This is a genomic window from Tropicimonas sp. IMCC34011 (assembly GCF_003390865.1).
Lineage (GTDB): Bacteria > Pseudomonadota > Alphaproteobacteria > Rhodobacterales > Rhodobacteraceae > Tropicimonas_B.
Genome location: NZ_QMEJ01000003.1, coordinates 406713 through 425653 on the forward strand (window position 1 = coordinate 406713; position 18941 = coordinate 425653).

Annotated in this window: 16 protein-coding genes; 8 read left to right on the forward strand and 8 right to left on the reverse strand. The window is 66.7% G+C overall.

Going from position 1 to position 18941, the window contains the following annotated elements; genetic code table 11:
* Window positions 1-99: 99 nt before the first annotated feature.
* Together DQG15_RS11455 and DQG15_RS11460 are read right to left on the reverse strand one after the other, a co-directional pair.
* Entirely contained in the window at window positions 100-1110 is a 1011-nt protein-coding gene (locus DQG15_RS11455; protein WP_116085361.1) for an ABC transporter substrate-binding protein, read from the reverse strand.
* A 129-nt stretch (window positions 1111-1239) separates the two neighbouring features.
* Entirely contained in the window at window positions 1240-3219 is a 1980-nt protein-coding gene (locus tag DQG15_RS11460; protein ID WP_116085363.1) for a bifunctional 2',3'-cyclic-nucleotide 2'-phosphodiesterase/3'-nucleotidase, read from the reverse strand.
* A 227-nt stretch (window positions 3220-3446) separates the two neighbouring features.
* Between DQG15_RS11460 and nudC the strand changes: the two genes are divergently transcribed.
* Both nudC and DQG15_RS11470 read left to right on the forward strand, forming a co-directional pair.
* A complete protein-coding gene (nudC, locus tag DQG15_RS11465) occupies window positions 3447-4361 on the forward strand; it encodes an NAD(+) diphosphatase (protein WP_116085365.1) in 915 nt (304 codons plus the stop codon).
* Window positions 4362-4424: 63 nt separating this feature from the next.
* Window positions 4425-4919: an SRPBCC family protein gene (locus DQG15_RS11470; RefSeq protein ID WP_116085367.1), complete on the forward strand. Its 495-nt coding sequence runs from the start codon at window positions 4425-4427 to the stop codon at window positions 4917-4919.
* Here DQG15_RS11470 and DQG15_RS11475 read toward each other — a convergent pair.
* Entirely contained in the window at window positions 4883-5728 is an 846-nt protein-coding gene (locus DQG15_RS11475; RefSeq protein ID WP_116085369.1) for a prephenate dehydratase, read from the reverse strand. The two genes, DQG15_RS11470 and DQG15_RS11475, sit on opposite strands and share 37 nt — an antisense overlap.
* Before the next feature lie 125 nt (window positions 5729-5853).
* Between DQG15_RS11475 and DQG15_RS11480 the strand changes: the two genes are divergently transcribed.
* From DQG15_RS11480 to DQG15_RS11500, 5 genes are all read left to right on the forward strand, one after another.
* The gene (locus DQG15_RS11480; RefSeq protein WP_116085370.1) at window positions 5854-6381 is read left to right on the forward strand and encodes a cytochrome c family protein; all 528 of its coding nucleotides are present in this window, start codon (window positions 5854-5856) and stop codon (window positions 6379-6381) included.
* Between the two features lie 253 nt (window positions 6382-6634).
* Window positions 6635-8599 (forward strand): extracellular solute-binding protein, encoded by a 1965-nt coding sequence (locus DQG15_RS11485; protein WP_232830809.1) that lies wholly within the window; start codon window positions 6635-6637, stop codon window positions 8597-8599.
* A 50-nt stretch (window positions 8600-8649) separates the two neighbouring features.
* Window positions 8650-9798, forward strand: a complete 1149-nt coding sequence (locus DQG15_RS11490) for a microcin C ABC transporter permease YejB (protein WP_116085372.1) — start codon at window positions 8650-8652, stop codon at window positions 9796-9798.
* A gap of 76 nt (window positions 9799-9874) precedes the next feature.
* Window positions 9875-10999, forward strand: coding sequence for an ABC transporter permease (locus DQG15_RS11495; protein WP_116085613.1), 1125 nt, complete (start codon window positions 9875-9877; stop codon window positions 10997-10999).
* Window positions 10996-12609 carry an ABC transporter ATP-binding protein gene (locus DQG15_RS11500; protein WP_116085374.1) on the forward strand — a complete coding sequence of 538 codons (1614 nt, stop codon included), beginning with the start codon at window positions 10996-10998 and terminating at the stop codon, window positions 12607-12609. Before DQG15_RS11495 ends, DQG15_RS11500 begins: the two co-directional genes overlap by 4 nt.
* A gap of 155 nt (window positions 12610-12764) precedes the next feature.
* Here the strand turns inward: DQG15_RS11500 and DQG15_RS11505 are convergent, their stop codons facing one another.
* Both DQG15_RS11505 and DQG15_RS11510 read right to left on the reverse strand, forming a co-directional pair.
* Window positions 12765-14501 carry a serine hydrolase gene (locus tag DQG15_RS11505; protein WP_232830810.1) on the reverse strand — a complete coding sequence of 579 codons (1737 nt, stop codon included), beginning with the start codon at window positions 14499-14501 and terminating at the stop codon, window positions 12765-12767.
* 242 nt (window positions 14502-14743) lie between these two features.
* Complete coding sequence (locus DQG15_RS11510) at window positions 14744-15463, reverse strand: HAD family hydrolase (protein WP_116085375.1); 720 nt, start codon at window positions 15461-15463, stop codon at window positions 14744-14746.
* A 125-nt stretch (window positions 15464-15588) separates the two neighbouring features.
* Between DQG15_RS11510 and clpS the strand changes: the two genes are divergently transcribed.
* Window positions 15589-15915, forward strand: coding sequence for an ATP-dependent Clp protease adapter ClpS (gene clpS / locus DQG15_RS11515; RefSeq protein WP_116085377.1), 327 nt, complete (start codon window positions 15589-15591; stop codon window positions 15913-15915).
* Window positions 15916-15940: 25 nt separating this feature from the next.
* Here the strand turns inward: clpS and DQG15_RS11520 are convergent, their stop codons facing one another.
* The 3 genes from DQG15_RS11520 to DQG15_RS11530 all read right to left on the reverse strand — a co-directional run bounded on the left by DQG15_RS11520 (window position 15941) and on the right by DQG15_RS11530 (window position 18845).
* A complete protein-coding gene (locus DQG15_RS11520; protein WP_370454184.1) occupies window positions 15941-16708 on the reverse strand; it encodes an inositol monophosphatase in 768 nt (255 codons plus the stop codon).
* Entirely contained in the window at window positions 16701-18047 is a 1347-nt protein-coding gene (locus tag DQG15_RS11525) for a TldD/PmbA family protein (protein WP_116085380.1), read from the reverse strand. Before DQG15_RS11525 ends, DQG15_RS11520 begins: the two co-directional genes overlap by 8 nt.
* Window positions 18048-18143: 96 nt before the next feature.
* Window positions 18144-18845 (reverse strand): glutathione S-transferase family protein, encoded by a 702-nt coding sequence (locus tag DQG15_RS11530; RefSeq protein WP_116085381.1) that lies wholly within the window; start codon window positions 18843-18845, stop codon window positions 18144-18146.
* Window positions 18846-18941: the final 96 nt, after the last annotated feature.

Genomic DNA, 18941 nt, shown 5'->3' on the forward strand with positions numbered 1-18941 from the left:
TCGTCCTTTTTCCTTTGTCGGCGCTCGATGCCCCCAACGCGGGCGATCCCGCACCGAAAGGCGCCCGCGCCGCCAGCTCGGGGCGCGGGCGCGGGGGGCTTACTCGAGAGTAGGCAGGGGCTCCGGCAGGTAGGCGCCGTCGAAGATGCCGCCCGAGGTCGGCGCGGCGCCGAACTCCATGTTGGTCTGAAGCTGCTCGAGCGCGGCTTCCATGCGCTCCGCGTCGATCCCGCCGAAGCCGTTCTCAGCGACGTACTCGGTCAGCACCGTGTCCTCGATCGCCATGGTCAGGCGACGCTCCTCGAGTTCCGTGTCGATGGCCGGATTGCGCTCGGCCAGGGCCTCGATGCCGGCCGCCGGATCGTCGATCGCGTCCTGCCAGCCCGCGGCGATGGCCGTCAGGAAACCCGTCACCGCCTCGGGGTTCTCCTCCGCCCAGTCGGTGTTGACGATGATCGCGTTGCCGTAGAGTTCCAGCCCGTGATCGGCCATCAGGATCGAGGAGATGTCGTCCTCGGGCACACCGAGGCGCAGGAGGTTCAGAACGGAGGAGAAGGAGAAGCCGGTGATGGCGTCCACCTCCCCCTCGGCCAGCATGGGCTCGCGGGTCGGGAAGCCGACGGGTTCGACGGTGATGCTGTCCATGTCGAGATCGTTGGCCGCGGCGAAGGCGGGGAACTGGGCCCAGGCCCCGTCCGGCGGCGGCGCGCCGAGGATCTTGCCATTGAGATCGGCCGGCGTCTCGACGCCCTGGCTCACCCGCCCGACGACGGCGAAGGGCGGCTTGTCGTAGACCATCATGACCGCGCGCACCGGCGCCTCGGGGTTCTCGTCGAGGAACTTGGCGAGGGAGTTGATGTCGGCGAAGCCGAAGGGAAATGCGCCGGTGGCGACCTTCGGGATCGCGTCGAGGGAGCCCTGGCCCGCGGTGATCTCGACGTCCAGCCCGGCCTCCTCGAAATGACCGTTGTCGATGGCGAGGAAGTAAGGCGCGGCAGGGCCTTCGAACTTCCAGTCGAGCGCGAAGGGCGCGTCCATCAGGTCCTGCGCGGCGGCAGGCCCCGCGATGAGCAAGAGCGCGCTGCCGGCGGCCCAGATACGATCGAGCATTCCCGTGTCTCCCCTTTGATACGAACCCGCGGAAAGGTGCGGGGACGTCTCCTGCGCGGTCAATTCCGCGTGGCGGGGGGACAGGCGGGCACCGGCGCGGGTGCCCGCCCTTTGGGCGATTAGCCCGCTTCAGAGGCGAATGCGGAACCGGGTGAAGCCCTCGACGACCTCGCCCGAATCCTCGATCTCCACACCCTTGACGTCGCTGACATAGGCCACCGCATTCGGCCCGCTGTCGAACATGACCGTCGTGTCCTCCATCGGGGCGAAGGACCAGTTCGCGTCCGCCGAGGGCTGGATCGTGCCCTGCTCCACGATGTAGCGCACGATCACGTCACGATTGGTGTCCGGTCCCTCGAAGACCACCGTCGTCCCGTCGGCGCCGGGGAACGTGCCGCCGCCGCCGGCGCGGTAGTTGTTGGTGGCGACGATGAACTCCTGCTCCGGATCGACGGGCTCGCCCTCGAAGGAGAGGTTCACGATCCGGCTCGCATCGGGGTTCTGGAGGGCGCCTTCGCTGTCGAAGCGGGAGGGCTGGCTGAGGTCGATCTGGTAGGTCACCCCGTCGATCACGTCGAAGTTGTAGGACGGGAAGTCGGGGTTCAGCAGGGTCGCGTCCGTGGCGCCGGGCTCGACCTGGTTGAACATGCCCGCGGAGCGTTCCAGCCAGTCCTTAACCTCGGCGCCGGTGATCTTCACCGCCCGGATCGTGTTGGGGTAGAGGTAGAGATCGGCGACATTCTTGATCGCCACATCCCCCGCCGGCACATCGGTGTAGTAGTCCGGGCCGCCCCGGCCACCTGCCTTGAAGGGCGCCGCCGCGGACAGGATCGGTAGGCCCTCGTTCGGCGTGCCGTCCATCATCTGCCCGATATACCAGGTCTGCGCGTTCGAGACGATCTGCACCGAGGGGTCATCCGCCACGAGGGCGAAGTAGGAATAGAGCGGCGCCGCGGTCTGGCCGACGGCGGTGCGGACGTAGTCGAGCGTCGCCTGGTGCTCCTCGGCGACCGACTCGAGGACGGCCTCGTCGCTGTCCACGAGCGCGGTTATGGTGCGGTCTTCCTCGCGGCGGTAGATCGGCCGCGCCTCGACATCGGCGGAGGCCACGCGCCAGCCCTCGCCGTCGCGCTCGAGCAGAAGATCGATCAGGCCGAGATGGCTGCCCCAGAACCCGGCCATGACGCCCGGCTTGCCCTCGATCGTACCGGCCTCGATGTCCACGCCCTCGAAGCCCTCGTAATCGGCGGAGGGGAAGACGAGGTGGCTGTGGCCCGTCATCACCGCATCGATCCCGTCGACGCGGGCGAGGGGGACGGCGGCGTTCTCCATCATCGGCTCGTGCTCGGCGGAGCCGATGCCGGAGTGGCTGAGCGCGACGACGATGTCGGCGCCCTCCTCCTTCATCTTCGGCACCCAGGCCTCGGCGGCCTCGACGATGTCCCGCACCTCGACGCGACCCTCGAGATGCTTGCGGTCCCAGTTCATGATCTGCGGCGGCACGAAGCCGATGATCCCGACGCGGATCGGATGCGTCTCACCGCTCCCCAGAGTGATCTCGCGATCAAGGATCACGTAGGGCGGCACCAGCGTGCGGTCCTCGGTCGGCGTGTCGCCGAGCTCGGTCGCGACGTTTGCCGAGACCACCGGGAAGTCCGCCCCGGCGATGGAATTCTCGAGGAAGCCGAGCCCGTAGTTGAATTCGTGGTTTCCGAGGGTGGAGGCGTCGATCCCGACCGTGTTCATCGCTTCGATGACCGGGTGCATCTGGCCGTCCGCCATGCCGCGCTCATAGGCGATGTAGTCGCCCATCGGGTTGCCCTGCAGGAAATCCCCGTTGTCGAGCAGCATGGTATTGGTCGCTTCGGCCCGGATCTCGTCGATGATCGAGGCGGCGCGGGCAAGGCCGACCGTGTCCACGGGTTTGTCGCTATAATAATCGTAGGGATAGACGTGGACGTGCAGGTCCGTCGTTTCCATCAGCCGCAGATGGGCCTGATTCTCCTGCGCGCCGGCGGAGTAGGGGTGCAGCACGACGAGGGAGGCTCCGGCCGCGGTGGAGGCAAGAAATCCCCGGCGCGTCAGGGCAGGGCGTGTGGAACGTGTCATGGCGGAGCTCCGCTTCAATTGATTCGCGGTCAGACTAATCCCCCCGAGATCACATCCCGAAGACACTTTTGATTTCCCTGCCCGGGCAGACGCGACGATAGGCGCGGCGTTGCCGGATGTGCCGGAGCGGCCCGCTCGCCCTCGAGCCGGCGGCCCGCCGGGTCAATTGCGTCACCCGTCCGGCTATGCGACGTGGATGTGGACCGGACAGGGCTGGGAGTACGGGAATGCGGATCGCCGAGACCGTGACATTCAGCGGAGGCGGCCTCGACCGCGCCGCGGACCTTCGCAAGGACGCGGCCGCGCTCGCCGCCGCCGGGGCGGAGGACGGCGCCCGCTACCTGCCGGTCTTCGAGGGCCGCCCCCTCGTGGCCGAGACGGGCCTTGGATGGATGCGAAGGGACGAGCTGCCGGACGGCTGCAACGAGCCTGTTCTTCTGTGCCGCGATGCCGGCACCACGCGCTTCGCGGTCGAGATCGCCGCCGGTGCCCTTCCCGCCGGCACCGAGGCGCTGCCGGGCCGGCCGGGCCTCGCCTTCAGCGAAATTCGTGCGGTGATGACGCGCCTTACCCCGGCGGATGCCGAATGCGCGGCCACGTCCCGCGCGATCTTCGGATGGCACCGGAGCCACGCCTTCTGCGCGGCGTGCGGATCTCCTTCGCGCATGGTGGAAGCCGGCTGGCGGCGGGACTGCCCGTCCTGCGGCGCGCAGCATTTCCCGCGGACCGACCCGGTCGTCATCATGCTGATCACGCGCGGCAACAGCGTGCTGCTCGGCCGGTCACCGCACTGGCCCGAACGGATGTTCTCGCTCCTCGCCGGTTTCGTCGAGCCCGGGGAGACCATCGAGGCGGCCGTACGCCGCGAGGTGCTGGAGGAGACCCAAGTTCGCGTCGGCCCGGTCTCCTACCTCGCATCGCAGCCCTGGCCATTCCCGTCCTCGCTGATGATCGGCTGTCGCGGGGAGGCGACGAGCGACCAGATCACCATCGACCCCGTCGAGATCGAGGAGGCGATGTGGCTCACGCGGGAGGAGGTGGGGGACGCCTTCGCGGACGCCCATCCCCGGGTCGCCCCCGCTCGCGCCGGCTCCATCGCGCAGTTCCTGCTTTGGAACTGGCTTGCGGACAGGCTGGATTGAGGGGACAATTCCCGGCGTTTCCGCACGAAATCCAGTGATCACGAAGAGGCATGGGCGACCGGCATGAAGTTTTCCGCACGTGAGGACATCGAGGCGCCCCTGGCCGATGTCTGGCCCGCGATCACCGATTTCGGCCGGTTCGAGCGTCAGGTCCTGAGGCGCGGAGCGGAGGTCGAGCGTCTCGATGCGGGGCCGATGCCGGGGGCCGGCAACGAATGGCGCCTGCGGTTCGATTTTCGCGGCAAGCAGCGCAAGATGACGGCCCTGATCACCCGCTTCGAGCCCGAGACGTCGCTCGAACTTGCCTGCGCGGGGAGCGGAATGGAAGGCACGGTCACCGCCGAGGTTCTCCCCCTCGCCAAGCAGCGCACCCGGCTTTTCGTCGAGGTGGACTTCGTGCCCAAGACGATTGCCGCGCGGGTGCTGATCCAGACGATGCGCCTCGCCAAGTCGAACATGAGCCAGCGCTTCAAGTCCCGCGTCTCGTCCTTCGCGCGGGACATCGAGGATCGCGTCGGCGCTCAGCCCTCCCTGGCGCGCCGCGGATCGGCCGGGTAGACCCCGAGAAGCGTGATCTTCGAGGTGAAGTAGTCCAGCTCTTCGAGCGCGAGCCGCACCGAACGATCGTCCGGATGCCCCTCGATATCGGCGTGGAACTGCGTTGCCGTGAAGTTGCCGCCGGCCATGTAGCTCTCGAGCTTCGTCATGTTGACGCCGTTCGTCGCAAAGCCGCCGAGCGCCTTGTAGAGCGCGGCCGGAATGTTGCGGACGCGGAAGACGAAGGTCGTCATCATCGGGCCGGCGCCGCGGCGGCTCAGGTCGGCCTGACGCGCCATCACGAGAAAGCGCGTCGTGTTCGTCGTCTGGTCCTCGATTTCGCGCGCGAGAGGAACGAGGCCGTAGATCTCGCCTGCAAGCTCGCTGGCGAGCGCGGCGAGGGACGGGTCCGACACCCTGGCGACATGGGCCGCCGAGCCCGCCGTATCCGCCCCGGTGACCGGCTCGATCCCGTTGGCGCGAAGGAAAGTCCTGCACTGGCCGAGAAGGACGGTATGGCTCTGCGCCCGCGTCACGTTCTCGATCCGCGTTCCGGGCACGCCGAGAAGACTGATGTGAACCCGGACGAACGCCTCGCCGACGATGTGAAGCCCGCTTTCCGGCAGCAGCCGGTGGATGTCTGCGACCCGGCCGTAGGTGGAATTCTCCACCGGCAGCATCGCGAGCTCCGCCGCTCCGGTGCGGACGGCCTCGATCGCATCCTCGAAGGTGCTGCAGGGCATGGGGTCGTGATCCGGCCGCGCCTCGACGCAGGCCTGGTGAGAATAGGCGCCGGGTTCCCCCTGGTAGGCGATTCTGGGTGTTGTCATGGTCCTGGTCGTCCCTCTGAGCGGCTCAAGTGACGAAAGGGCGTTCTGTCGCGCCCTCTCTGTCTTGCGCCGAAGGGCGCGAACATAATAGATGACCGCCAAACGACGATCTGACGGGAAGCGACATGTTCGACACAATGACCGGGGTCAAGCTTATCGGCGGCTTCTGCGGCACGTTACTCGTGTTCCTCCTTGGCGCGTGGGCGGCCGAAGAGCTCTATCACGTTGGCGAAGTCGCGCATGGGGACGAGGAAGTCCACCAGGCCTACACGATTCCCGTACCGGAAGACGGCGCAGCCGCTCCCGAGGAGGACGCCGTCCCCTTCGAGGAAGTGTTCGCCGCTGCCGATCCCGGTGCCGGCGAACGCGTCTTCGCCAAGTGCCGCGCCTGCCACCAGCTCGAGCCCGGCGCGAACGCCACCGGCCCGACCCTCTACGACGTCGTCGGCCGCGCGGTCGACAGCATCGATGGCTACGCCTACTCGGGCGCCCTCGAGGAAGTTGCGGACGTCTGGGACCCCGGTCACCTCAACGGCTTTCTTGAAAACCCGCGGGGCTATGCGCCCGGCACCAAGATGTCCTTCGCCGGTCTGCCGGACGTCGAGGACCGCGCGAACCTGATCGCCTGGCTCGAAACCAATCCGGGCGGCTGAGCGCGCACCATCTTCCCCCTTCTCTGTCGAGGGCCCGGCGGCGCTGAAATGGCGCGTGTCGGGCCTTTGCATATCCGAATCAGTGAGAAGAGGCGGAGGCGTCAGTCCCGCGGGCCGTGCGTCTGCCGGCCTGGGAGGTCCGGCGCTAGCCCACTCGCGCGCCGCTCACGCAATCTCGCCTTGTTTCCGGTTCGGCCCGCTTCTAGCCTCACCCGGTACCCGTGACCCATGACGTACGACCCGGAGGCCATCCATGATACCGACCCGTCGTTCCGCCAGAGCCGCGACCCTGCCTCGTGCCGTGGAGGCGCCGTTTCTCGGTTTCAGGGCTATGGCCTTCTCGATGGCCGCGCTTGCGGCACTTGCCGCGGCGGGGGCCGTCCGGGCGCAGGACACGTCTGAAGGGGCTTCGACATCCGCTGAGGCCGAGGCCGCGGCGGAGATGGTCACGCAGCACGGGATCGCGACGTTCCCGGGCTCGTTGAAATACGGGCCCGACTTCGAGCATCTGGACTACGTGAACCCCGATGCGCCGAAGGGCGGCGAGATGTCCACCTGGGCGTTCGGCGGCTACGATTCGATGAACCCCTACTCGGTGAAGGGACGGGCGGATCGCTTGTCCTCCACCCCCTATGAGAGCCTGCTGACGGGAACGGCGGACGAGATCGGCTCCGCCTACGGTCTTCTTGCCGAAAGCCTGACCTTTCCGGCGGACCGCTCCGAGGTGACCTTCACCCTCCGCGAGAACGCCGCCTTCTCCGATGGCAGCCCGGTCACGGCGGAGGACGTTCTCTTCTCCTACGAGGCGTTCCGCGAAAGCGGTCTGCCCTCATTCCGCTCGGTCTTGCGGGAGCAGGTCGACAGCGCCGAGGTCATCGACGAGCGGACGATCCATTTCACCTTCACCGAAGATGCGCCGAAGCGGGACGTGATCCAGACGGTGGGCGGTCTGCCGGTTTTCTCCAAAGCTCACTACGAGGAGAACGGCCTCGATCTGGCCGAGAACTCCATGACGCCCTTCCTGGGGTCCGGGCCTTACGTTCCGGGCCGGCTCGATGTCGGTCAATCCTCCAGCTACGAGCGTAACCCGGATTACTGGGGCGAGGATCTGCCGATCAATGTCGGCCGCAACAATTTCGATACGCTTCGCCTCGAATACTTCGCCGACTACTCCGTCGCGCTCGAGGGTCTGAAGGGCGGGGCCTACACGTTCCGTCAGGAGTTCAGCAGCCGGGACTGGGCCACGGGGTACGATTTTCCCGCGATCGATCGCGGCTGGATCGTGCGGGAGGAGCTGGAGGACGGCTCCATCGCCACCGGCCAGGGCTGGGTGATGAACCTGCGCGAGCCGCAATTCCAGGATCCGCGCGTCCGGCAGGCGATGAACCTGCTCTTCAACTTCGAATGGACCAACGAACAACTCTTCTACGGCCTCTACCAGCGCGTCGATTCGTTCTTCGAGAACTCCGATCTGGAGGCGACGGGGCTGCCGTCCGAGGAGGAGCTGGCGATTCTGGAGCCCCTCGCGGCCGATCTTCCGGACGGCGTCCTGACCGAAGAGGTGCCGGTCGCGCCCACCTCCGGCGCAAGGCAGATGGACAGGGCCAACATCCGGGCCGCGAACGCGCTTCTGGATGAGGCGGGCTGGGAGGTCGGCAGCGACGGCCTGCGCCGCAAGGACGGGCGGACCCTGTCCGTCGAGATCCTCAATGACAGCCAGACCTTCGAGCGGATCGTGAACCCCTATGTCCAGAACCTCCGCTCCGCCGGCATCGACGCCTCGATGGAGCGTGTCGACCAGGCACAGGCGACGGAGCGGGAGCGCCCGCCCTTCGATTTCGACATGACGACGCAGATGCTGGGGCAGGGCAATATCCCCGGCGCGGGCCTCAAGCAGTATTTCGGCTCCGAAAGCGTGGATAGCTCGGTCTTCAACAAGGCCGGCATCCAGTCCCCGGCGATCGATTCCCTGATCCGGTCCATCATGGAGACGGAGACGCAGGAAGAGCTGAATGTGGCGGCGCGCGCCCTCGACCGCGTGCTGCGGCACATGCACGTCTGGGTACCGCAATGGCACAACCCGGCCTACCTCGTCGCGTATTACGACATCTTCCGCCATCCCGACCCGCTGCCGCCCTATGCGCTCGGCAGCATGGACTTCTGGTGGTACGACGCTGAGCGGGCCGAAGAGCTGAGCGCGGCGGGAGCACCGCTCTGACACCTGCCCTGGACGACCGAACCGATCCCGAAGGACGATAGAAAGACCCTATGGGCGCCTACATTCTCCGGCGGCTTCTGCTGATCATTCCGACCCTGTTCGGAATCATGGTAGTCAATTTCTTCCTGACCCAGTTCGTGCCCGGCGGACCGATCGAGCAGATCGTCGCGCAGGTGCAGGGGGAGGGTGACGTGTTCGCGGGTATCGCCGGCGGAGGTGACGGCGGGGCCCCCGACGGCGGGGAGAACGGGTATCTGGGCGCCCGCGGCCTGCCGCAGGATTTCCTCGACGAGCTGGAGATCGAGATGGGGTTCTCCCGCCTCGTCTGCGAGGCGGGCTATGCCGGCGTCCCGGATCTCGATGCGGAGGAATGCGTGACGGAGCCGATCGGCGTCTTCGAACGGTTCGCGATCCTGATGGGCAACTACCTCCGCTTCGACTTCGGCGAGAGCTACTTCCGCTCCATCTCCGTGGTCGATCTCGTGCTGGAGAAGATGCCGGTGTCGATCACGCTGGGCCTGTGGTCCACCCTGATCGCCTACCTCATCTCCATCCCGCTGGGCATCCGCAAGGCCGTCAAGGACGGCACCCCCTTCGACACCTGGACCTCTGCCGGCATCATCGTGGCCTATGCGATCCCGGGCTTTCTCTTCGCGATCCTGCTGCTGGTTCTGTTCGCTGGCGGGTCCTACTGGCAGATCTTCCCGCTCAGGGGGCTGGTGTCCGAGAATTTCGACCAGCTCGGACCGCTCGAGAAGATCGCCGACTACTTCTGGCACATCACGCTGCCGGTGATCGCGACGACCATCTCCAGCTTCGCCACCCTGACCCTGCTGACGAAGAACTCGTTTCTCGACGAGATCAAGAAGCAGTACGTGATCACCGCGAAGGCCAAGGGGCTGGATGAACGGCAGGTGCTCTACGGTCACGTCTTCCGCAATGCGATGCTGATCGTGATCGCTGGCTTTCCGGGCGCGTTTCTCTCGGTCTTCTTCGGCGCGTCGATCATCATCGAGACGATCTTCTCGCTGGACGGGCTGGGGCGGCTCGGCTTCGAGGCAGCCGTGGCGCGGGATTACCCGGTGGTCTTCGGCACCCTCTACGTCTTCGGCCTGATCGGACTGCTCGTGAACATCGTCAGCGACCTGTGCTACGTCTTCGTCGATCCCAGGATCGATTTCGAGAGCAGGGAGACCTGAGATGGCCCAGCTCGAGGATCTCCCCAAGGCGGTCGATGCCGAAGTCGAGGACGTGAAGGCGCATGACGGGTATGCCATGCCGCCGGGCCGCCGCGGCTTCCTGTCCCCGCTGAACCGGCGCCGCTGGCGGAACTTCACGCGCAACCGGCGCGCCTTCTGGTCCCTCTGGGTCTTCGCCGTGCTCTTCGCGTTGTCGCTTTGCGCCGAACTCATCGCCAACGACAAGCCGCTCCTCGTCCAGTATCGCGGGGACCTCTATTTCCCGCTGACCAACGTCTATCCCGAGACCACATTCGGTGGCGATTTCCCGACCGAGGCAGCCTACCGCGATGTCGAGGTGAAGTGCCTCATCGCCACCGGCGGGCTCGTGGAGTGCTTCGACGACCCCGAGGGGCTGATCGAGGATGCGGGCGACGGCATGGTAAACGGCGAAGCCATCGAGGCGGGCTGGTCGATTTGGCCGCTCATTCCCTACAGCTACAACACACCGAACAATCTCGGACGCCCGGCGCCGTCGCCCCCCGATGCGGACCATTGGCTCGGCACGGACGATGCGACGCGGGACGTGCTCGCACGGGTCATCTACGGCTTCCGTCTCTCCATTGTCTTCACCCTGATCGTGACCGCCTCAGCCTCCGTCATCGGCATCGCTGCGGGTGCCGTTCAGGGGTTCTTCGGCGGGAAGGTGGACCTGATCTTCCAGCGTATCATCGAGATCTGGAGTTCGACGCCCTCGCTCTACATCATCATCATCATGTTCGCGATCTTCGGTCGCGGCTTCTGGCTTCTGGTCTTCCTGACCGTCCTTTTCGGCTGGCCCGCCCTCGTCGGCGTCGTGCGGGCGGAGTTCCTCAGGGCGCGGAACTTCGAATATGTCCGCGCGGCCCGCGCGCTCGGGGTGTCGGACGTGACGATCATGTTCCGGCACATGCTGCCGAATGCGATGGTGGCGACGTTGACGATGATGCCGTTCCTGATCACGGCGACCATCGGCACGCTCGCCTCGCTGGACTTCCTCGGGTTCGGCCTTCCCGCCTCCTCGCCCTCGCTCGGCGAACTCACGCTCCAGGCCAAGCAGAACCTCCAGGCGCCGTGGCTCGGCTTCACCGCCTTCTTCACCTTCGCCATCATGCTCTCCCTCCTCGTATTCATTTTCGAGGGGGTGCGGGACGCCTTCGACCCCAGGAAGACCTTCTCATGAGCGATCACGGGGCTGAGCGCGCCGTCCTCACGGTTCGGGATCTGCGCATCGCGTTCTCGCAGGACGGACGGCAGATCGATGCGGTAAAGGGCGTCTCCTTCGAGGTGGGCCGGGGCGAGACCGTCGCGCTCGTGGGCGAAAGCGGGTCGGGCAAGTCCGTCACGGCGCTTTCGACGGTCGCGCTTCTGGGAGAGAACGCGTCCGTCAGCGGCTCGGTGAGCTACGAGGGCACCGAGATGATCGGCGCTCCCGAGAAGGACCTGCGCCGGGTCCGCGGCAATGACATCAGCTTCATCTTCCAGGAGCCGATGACCTCCCTGAACCCGCTTCATACGCTGGAGAAACAGCTTCTCGAATCGCTTGCGCTCCACCAGGGCCTGACGGGAGAGAAGGCGAAGGCGCGAGTGATCGACCTTCTAAAAAGAGTCGGTATCCGCGACGTCGAAGAGCGACTGGGAGCCTATCCGCACCAGCTCTCCGGCGGTCAACGACAGCGCGTGATGATCGCCATGGCGCTGGCGAACGGCCCGGACCTGCTCATCGCCGACGAGCCGACAACGGCGCTCGACGTGACGATCCAGGCCCAGATTCTCGAGCTTCTTGCAGAGCTGAAGGATGCGGAGGGCATGTCCCTTCTGTTCATCACGCACGACCTCGGCATTGTCCGCCGCATTGCCGACCGGGTCTGCGTGATGAAGGACGGGGAGATCGTCGAGACGGGACGCACGGAGGAGATCTTCGCCGATCCCAAGCACCCCTATACCCGAAAGCTGCTGAACGCGGAGCCGTCCGGCCGCGCGCCCGCCATGCCGGAGGACGGCGAGACCATCGTGGAGACGGAAGGGCTCCGGGTCTGGTTTCCGATCCAGCGGGGCTTCATGAAGAAGACCGTCGGCCATGTGAAGGCGGTGAACGACGCGACGCTGTCCATCCGGGAGGGGCAGACCGTGGGCGTCGTCGGCGAAAGCGGCTCCGGCAAGACGACGCTGGCGCTCGCGATCATGCGGCTGATCTCGTCGGACGGGCCGATCCTCTTTTTGGGACAGGACGTTCAGGGCTGGAAATCGAAGGAAATCCGACGGCTCCGGAGGGACATGCAGATCGTCTTCCAAGACCCCTACGGCTCCCTCTCCCCGCGGATGACGGTGGAGCAGATCGTGGCGGAGGGCCTCGGCGTCCACGACATGCACGAGCGCCGCGACCGGCGCGAGATGGTGGCCGAGATGCTTGCCGAGGTCGGTCTCGATCCGGCGACGATGCATCGCTACCCGCATGAATTCTCGGGTGGCCAGCGTCAGCGAATCGCCATCGCCCGCGCCATGATCCTGCGCCCGCGCCTCGTCGTTCTCGATGAACCGACGAGCGCGCTCGACATGACGGTTCAGGTGCAGATCGTGGACCTGCTGCGGCGGCTGCAGGTGAAGTACAAGCTGGCCTATCTCTTCATCAGCCACGACCTCCGCGTCATTCGTGCCCTGAGCCACCACGTGATGGTCATGAAGCAGGGAGACGTGGTGGAATCGGGGCCGGCCGAGCAGGTCTTCGCCGCGCCGAAATCCGATTACACCCGTGCTTTGATGGCCGCTGCGCTCAATCTGAACGACGCTTGAGATCCTCCCGGGTGCGCCCCCGCGGCGCGGCGGGCGCAGGGCAGGCGCGGGGTTTGCCGGCCGCGAAACCGCTTCCAGCCACGCCCGGACCCGTTGGGCAGACATGAAAAAGGCGCCCGCAGGGGCGCCTTTTCACTGCACGGAATGTTCCGCTCTCAGCCCGGACTGACGGTCGAGCAATCGGAGCCGCGGGCCTGGAGGCGGGCGCAGGCGGCGGCGGCCTGGTCCTGCGTGAGCCCCATGAAGGTGGCGTCATAGCCTGTCGCGCGCTGGTTCACCTTGCGCAGGGATCCATCGAGCGTCTCGACTTCGCGAAGCGCGGTCTTCAGCAGGACCTTCTCCGCCTCGAAGCGCGAATTGTACTGCCCGACCGAGATGCCCCAATGGCGCCCTCCGGAGGTGGAGGCGCGGACCACGACTTCGGGGCGCGGCGCGGGAGCGGGAATGGAGGCCTGCTGCGGCTCCGCCGCCTCAGCGACGGCGAAGTCCAGAACGCGGGGGCGGGATTTCGGGACGACGGTAGCGTCCGCGGGCGCCACGCCAGTATCTTTTGCATCGCTTGCGGCCCCGCCGCCCATTGCCGCGACGACCAGATCCTCAACATTGGCGCCGATCTCGGGAGCCTCCGCCCCCGGTAGAGGCTTGCCGGAGGCGGTGAGTGCCATCTCCGCGCCGTCCTCGGGCTTCGCGGCTCCGTCACCTGCGATCATCCCCGCCACCTCTTCGGTGGAGGCGGTATCGGCCACGGCGATGGCGTCCTCCATCTCCTCGCGGACCTCGACGGGGCTCGGTTCCGGCCGGATGCCCGCGAGGGAGACGCCGCCAGGCAGGGGCGCCTCGGCGCTGGTGTCCTCGAGCTTTTCCGCACCGGCGACGAGAGAGGCGATCTGTTCTGCCTGATCATCCGTCGCGAGGGCGACGGCCTCCGCCACGCCGTCCTGCAGGGCGACGATCATGCCTTCGGGCACCTGGGGTCTCGGGCGTCCGTTCGGGCGGGGCGAGCGATTTACGAGACCGCTGACCCGCAGCGTCTTGCCCGCGGTGGAGCCGGGCGTTCCGGGCAGGCTATCGTAATCGGGGGCAGACGGCCGCGCGAGCTGGACGGCGCCGGGAGCCTGGCTGAAGCCGAGATTCATCAGCTCTGCCACCCGATCGTTCCGCGTCGCCGTGGACCGACCGCCGAAGACGGTGGTGATGATTCGCTTGCCGTCCCGCTCGGCGGAGGCGACGAGGTTGAAGCCGGCGGCGCGGGTGTAGCCCGTCTTGATCCCGTCGGCCCCGGCATAGTCGCGCAGGAAGCGGCGGTTCGTATGAGCCACCGTGCGGACCTTCGCATCCGCGGTGATACGGGAGAACAGGTTGTAGTATTGCGGGTAGTCGTAGAACAGATGCCGCCCCATCGTGGTCATGTCCCGCGCGGTGGAGAGGTGGCCCTCCTCGGTCAGGCCGTGGGCGTTCTTGAACGTCGTCCGGGTCATCCCGAGGGCCTGTGCGGTGCGGTTCATCCGGCGGGCGAAGGCCGCTTCGGACCCCTCGATCGCCTCCCCGATCGCCGTCGCCGCATCGTTGGCGGATTTCACGGCCGCGGCGCGGATCAGGTAGCGAAGTTCGATCTTCTGCCCGGCCACGAGACCGAGCTTCGATGGCTCTTCCGACGCAGCCTTCTTCGAGATGAGGACCTGCGAATCCAGCCCGATCTCGCCCCGCGTGATCGCCTCGAAGGCGATGTAGAGCGTCATCATCTTGGTAAGCGAGGCCGGGTGCAGCCTCGTATCGGCGTTCTCCTGATGGAGGACCTGACCTGTCCGCGCATCGATCACGAAGTCTGCGTAGGGTGCTGCGCCGGCCCGGAGCGTGGCGCCGAAGGTCACCAACAGGATCAGTGCAGCCACAAAGGGGAGAGTGAGGGCGTTATGCCCCCGTTCGCGGTATTTCGCCACGGTACTGCCTCATCTGCCTCGCGTCGCCCCGGTTATGTCTCCGAGTGTCGACTCTTATGATTTACATGACGCTAACACGTAATCGATAACGCGAAAAGCCAGCTTTTTCATGGTCGTCGCAGAAAGAGTTCATGTGGACAAAAAGCGAGGCGCCGCAATTGCTTCGCTCGATGAAGCCGCCTCTAGGGAGGCATTCAGACGCCGGATGCGGTCCCTTCATCCAGCTGCTCGAGGAGCGCCGGAAGGCCACCGAGATCGGCCAGCTCATGGAATCGGGGCTGCGGCTCGGGGTGCTCGGCATGCTCCAGCGCCCATTTCAGATCGAAGGGGACATGGGCGGCATGGGCGCCCGCCGCGAGGGCGGGAAGGATGTCCGACTTGACCGAGTTGCCGACCATGATCGAGCGGGCGGCACCATCGCCCCGTTCGTCGAATATCCGGGCGTAGACCTGCGGCGTCTTCTCGGACACGATCTCCACACCGGCGAAGAGGTCCCCGAGGCCCGATTGCGCCAGCTTGCGTTCCTGGTCGAGAAGATCGCCCTTGGTCACGAGGATGGCGCGGCGGCTGCCGGCGACCTCTTCCACAGCGGTGCGGGCATGCGGGAGCAGCTCGATCGGATGCTCCAGCATCTCGTGACCGATCTCGAGGATCTGGCGGATCACACTGGCGGGGAGCTTGGCGTCGGTGACCTCGATGGCGGTTTCGACCATCGTCAGCAAGAATGCCTTGATGCCGTAGCCGTAGCGCCCGAGGTTGCGGTATTCGGCGGCGAGAAGGCGCTCGTCGAGATGCTCGCGACCGGCATAATCGACCAGAAGCTCGGCGAACCGGTCCTGCGTGATCGCAAAGAATCGCTCGTTGTGCCAAAGCGTGTCGTCGGCGTCGAAGCCGACAGTCGTGATCGCGGGCAAGGGTGGCAGCCTCTCGTTCCGTGTCTTGCCCTTTTCAGGGCGGGCGGGACGCTTATATAACCGCCCCTGACCCCCCGAACCACCCGCCACCCGACCGGAGCTCAGTCGACGTGACAGATTGGACGATGACGGATCCTGACGACGGTCCCCCCGACGGCGATGCCGCCGTGGTGACGAAGACCAGGCCGAAGACGCAGAAGCCGCCGCTCTACAAGGTGCTGCTGCTGAATGACGACTACACGCCGATGGAATTCGTCGTTCACGTGCTGGAGCGGTTCTTCGGCATGTCCCACGCGCAGTCCTTCGAGATCATGCTGGTGGTCCACAAGCGCGGCGTCGCCGTGGTGGGCGTGTTCAGTCACGAGATCGCTGAGACGAAGGTCGCGCAGGTGATGGACTTTGCCCGCCGCCATCAGCATCCGCTCCAGTGCACGATGGAGAAGGAGGAGTAAGGCTCCTTGAAATCTCCCCCGAGTGTCAGCGGAGCCGCGCGAGGGCCTCGGCGTGAAGGGCAGGCGGCGCGGCGACGACGCCATCCGTGAAGCGCTGCGGCGTGTTGAAGCTCAGGGGCCGTCCGGATCGGTCGGTCACCAGGGCCCCTGCTTCCGAGGCGATGAGCGTGCCTGCGGCAATGTCCCACTCCCACGTCTCGCGCAGCGTCATCATCGCATCGAACCGCCCCTCGCCAACGAGGGACATCCGGTACGCCAGCGAGGTCCGGAAATGCCGCCGCATGGCGGGGACCTCGCCGCTCCAGACGTCATCCTTCAGAGCCTGGCCCGCAGCGAGGACATGCGCCCCGTCGAGGGCGTCGCGGCGGCTGACGCGGATGGGCCGACCGTCCAGGGTCGCGCCGTCTCCGCGGCTGGCGCTATAGAGCGTCTCCTTGGCGGGGAGATAGACGACACCGGCCACCGGAGCGCCGTCCTCGATCACGGCAATGGATATGGACCACGCCGTCTCCCCCTTCATGAAGGCGCGTGTGCCGTCGATGGGATCGACGATGAAGATGCGGCTGCGGGACAGTCGGTCCTCGTCGTCCGCGGTCTCTTCGGACAGCCAGCCGTATCCCTCGCGGCCGCCGAGCAGGCGCTCCTTGAGGAACGCGTCGACGGCAAGGTCCGCCTCCGTCACGGGGCCCTGATCGTCGTCCTTTTCCCAGACCTGCGGGTCGCCGCGAAAATGCGTGAGCGCGATGCGCCCGGCCTCCCGCGCGGCCTCGGCGATGAAATCGAGGTCACTCACCGGCAAGCGTCATCCCTTCCACGAGGAGCGACGGCACCACGCGGGAGAGCCAGGGGCGGGCGTCGTTCGCCGGTGTGAGGCCGAGGAGCATGTCCCTTAGATTGCCCGCGATGGTGCATTCGTTGACCGGATAGGCGATCTCGCCGTTCTCGATCCAGAAGCCCGAGGCCCCGCGGGAATAGTCGCCGTTGTTGGGATTGATGGTGGAGCCGAGCAGCGAGGTGACGAGGAATCCCGTCCCCATGTCCCGCATCAGCTCCTCGCGGCTTTTCGTGCCCTGCGACAGGGTCACGTTGCCGGCGGAGGGGGCAGGGGCGCCGGCAGGGGACCGGGACGCGCTGGCGGTGCTTTCCAGCCCCAGCTTGCGGGCGCTCGCTAGATCGAGAATCCAGCTTTGGAGAATTCCGTCCGAGACGAGCTCCCGTTTCCGCGTGGGCAGTCCCTCGGCGTCGAAGAGCCGCGCGCCGCCGGTGCGGGGGCGATGCGGCTCCTCGGTGAGGGTAAGGCCGGCGGGCAGGACCTGCTTGCCCATCGCGTCCGACAGCCAGCTTGCCCCGCGCACGATGGCGGTGCCGTTGATCGCCGACAAAAGATGCCCGATCAGCCCCGAGGAGATGCGTTCATCGTAGAGCACGGGGTAGGCGCCGGTCTTCGGGCGGCGGGCACCAGCACGGGCGAGTGTGCGCTCGGCTGCAATGCGGCCGACCTCCGCGGGGCTCGGCATGTCCGCGCGGTGCGTGCGGCTCTCCCCGTAATAGTCGCGTTCCATCTTCGTGCCCTCGCCGGTGATCGCGACGGCGTAGAGGCTGTAATCGCTGCGGGTGTAGCCGCCCGAAAAGCCGTTCGTGGCGGCGAGGTGGAGACGGCGGCGGGCGTATCCCGCGCCGACGCTGTCCATCATCGAGATGCCGTCATGGGCGAGGGCGGCGGCCTCGGTCTCCAGCGCATCCCGCTCCAGCGCGGCGGGGTCCGGATCGTCGCCCGGATCGTCGAGCTCGAGGCCCGCCGCATCCCGGCACTCGGACAGCTGCTCGGCAGGCGCGAGGCCGACGCCGGGATCCTCCGGCGCTTCCTTCGCCATGGCCACGGCGCGGGTCGCCATCTCCTCAAGCGTTTCGGGGCGCGTATCGGAGGCGGCCACGGTTGCCTGCCGTTGACCGAGGATCACGCGCAGGCCGAGGTCGATGGCCTCCGAGCGCTCGGCATGTTCCAGGGCACCGCCGCGCACGTCCACATCCAGCGAGGTGCCTGCAACGGCGATCGCGTCAGCGTCGTCCGCGCCGGCCTTGCGGGCGGCATCGAGAAGCGCGGCCGTCAGCGGCTCGAGGGACTGGTCCATGAGGCTCTCCGGGATCGTTCTGGCGATACCCCCCGAGCTAAGCGCCGCGGCGTCCGAGGGCAAGCGGGGCCAACGGCGCGGCCCCGCTCCTTCGGATCAGCCCTCGGCGGGCGGGGTGTTCCGGCCGCGCTCCACCGCCGGACGGTTGAAGAAGCGTTCGACGTAGTCCTTCACCTTCGGAAACTCGTCCCAGCCCACGGCGTCCTTCGCGTCGTAGAACCCGAACACGTTGAGCCACGGTGCGAGGGCGATATCGGCGATGGTATAGGGCCCGACGATCCAGTCGCGGCCATCGAGCTGCCCCTCGACCACGTTCAGCAGGCGCCGGGACTCGTTGATGTAGCGCTCGCGGGGGCGGGGATCCTCGATCTCCTTGCCGCCATGGGCATAGAAGTAGCCGAGCTGGCCGAACATCGGCCCGACGCCGCCCATCTGGAACATCAGCCACTGCATCGTGTGATAGCGGTCCGCCTCGGTCGTGCCGAGAAGCTTCTTCGTCTTCTCCGCCAGATAGAGGAGAATCGCGCCGCTTTCGAAGAGGCCGATCGGCTCGCCGTGCGGGCCGTCGGGATCGATGATCGCCGGGATCTTGTTGTTTGGGTTGAGGGACAGGAAGGCGTCGCTCTTGACGTCTTCGTCCTTCAGCGTGACCCGGTGCGCCTCATAGGGCAGGGACAATTCCTCGAGCGCGATCGAGGCCTTCTGCCCGTTCGGCGTGGGGAAGGAATAGAGCTGGATGACGCTCGGATCCTTCGCGGGCCAGCGGGTGGTGATCGGGAATGAACTGAGGTCTGCCATTGGCGGGTGCTTTCCGTTTACTGTCTCTGTGCGCCCAAGATAATGCGGTCGCGGCGGAGGAAACCCCCCGAGGGCGCGCGCGAGTGGTGTGCCCTA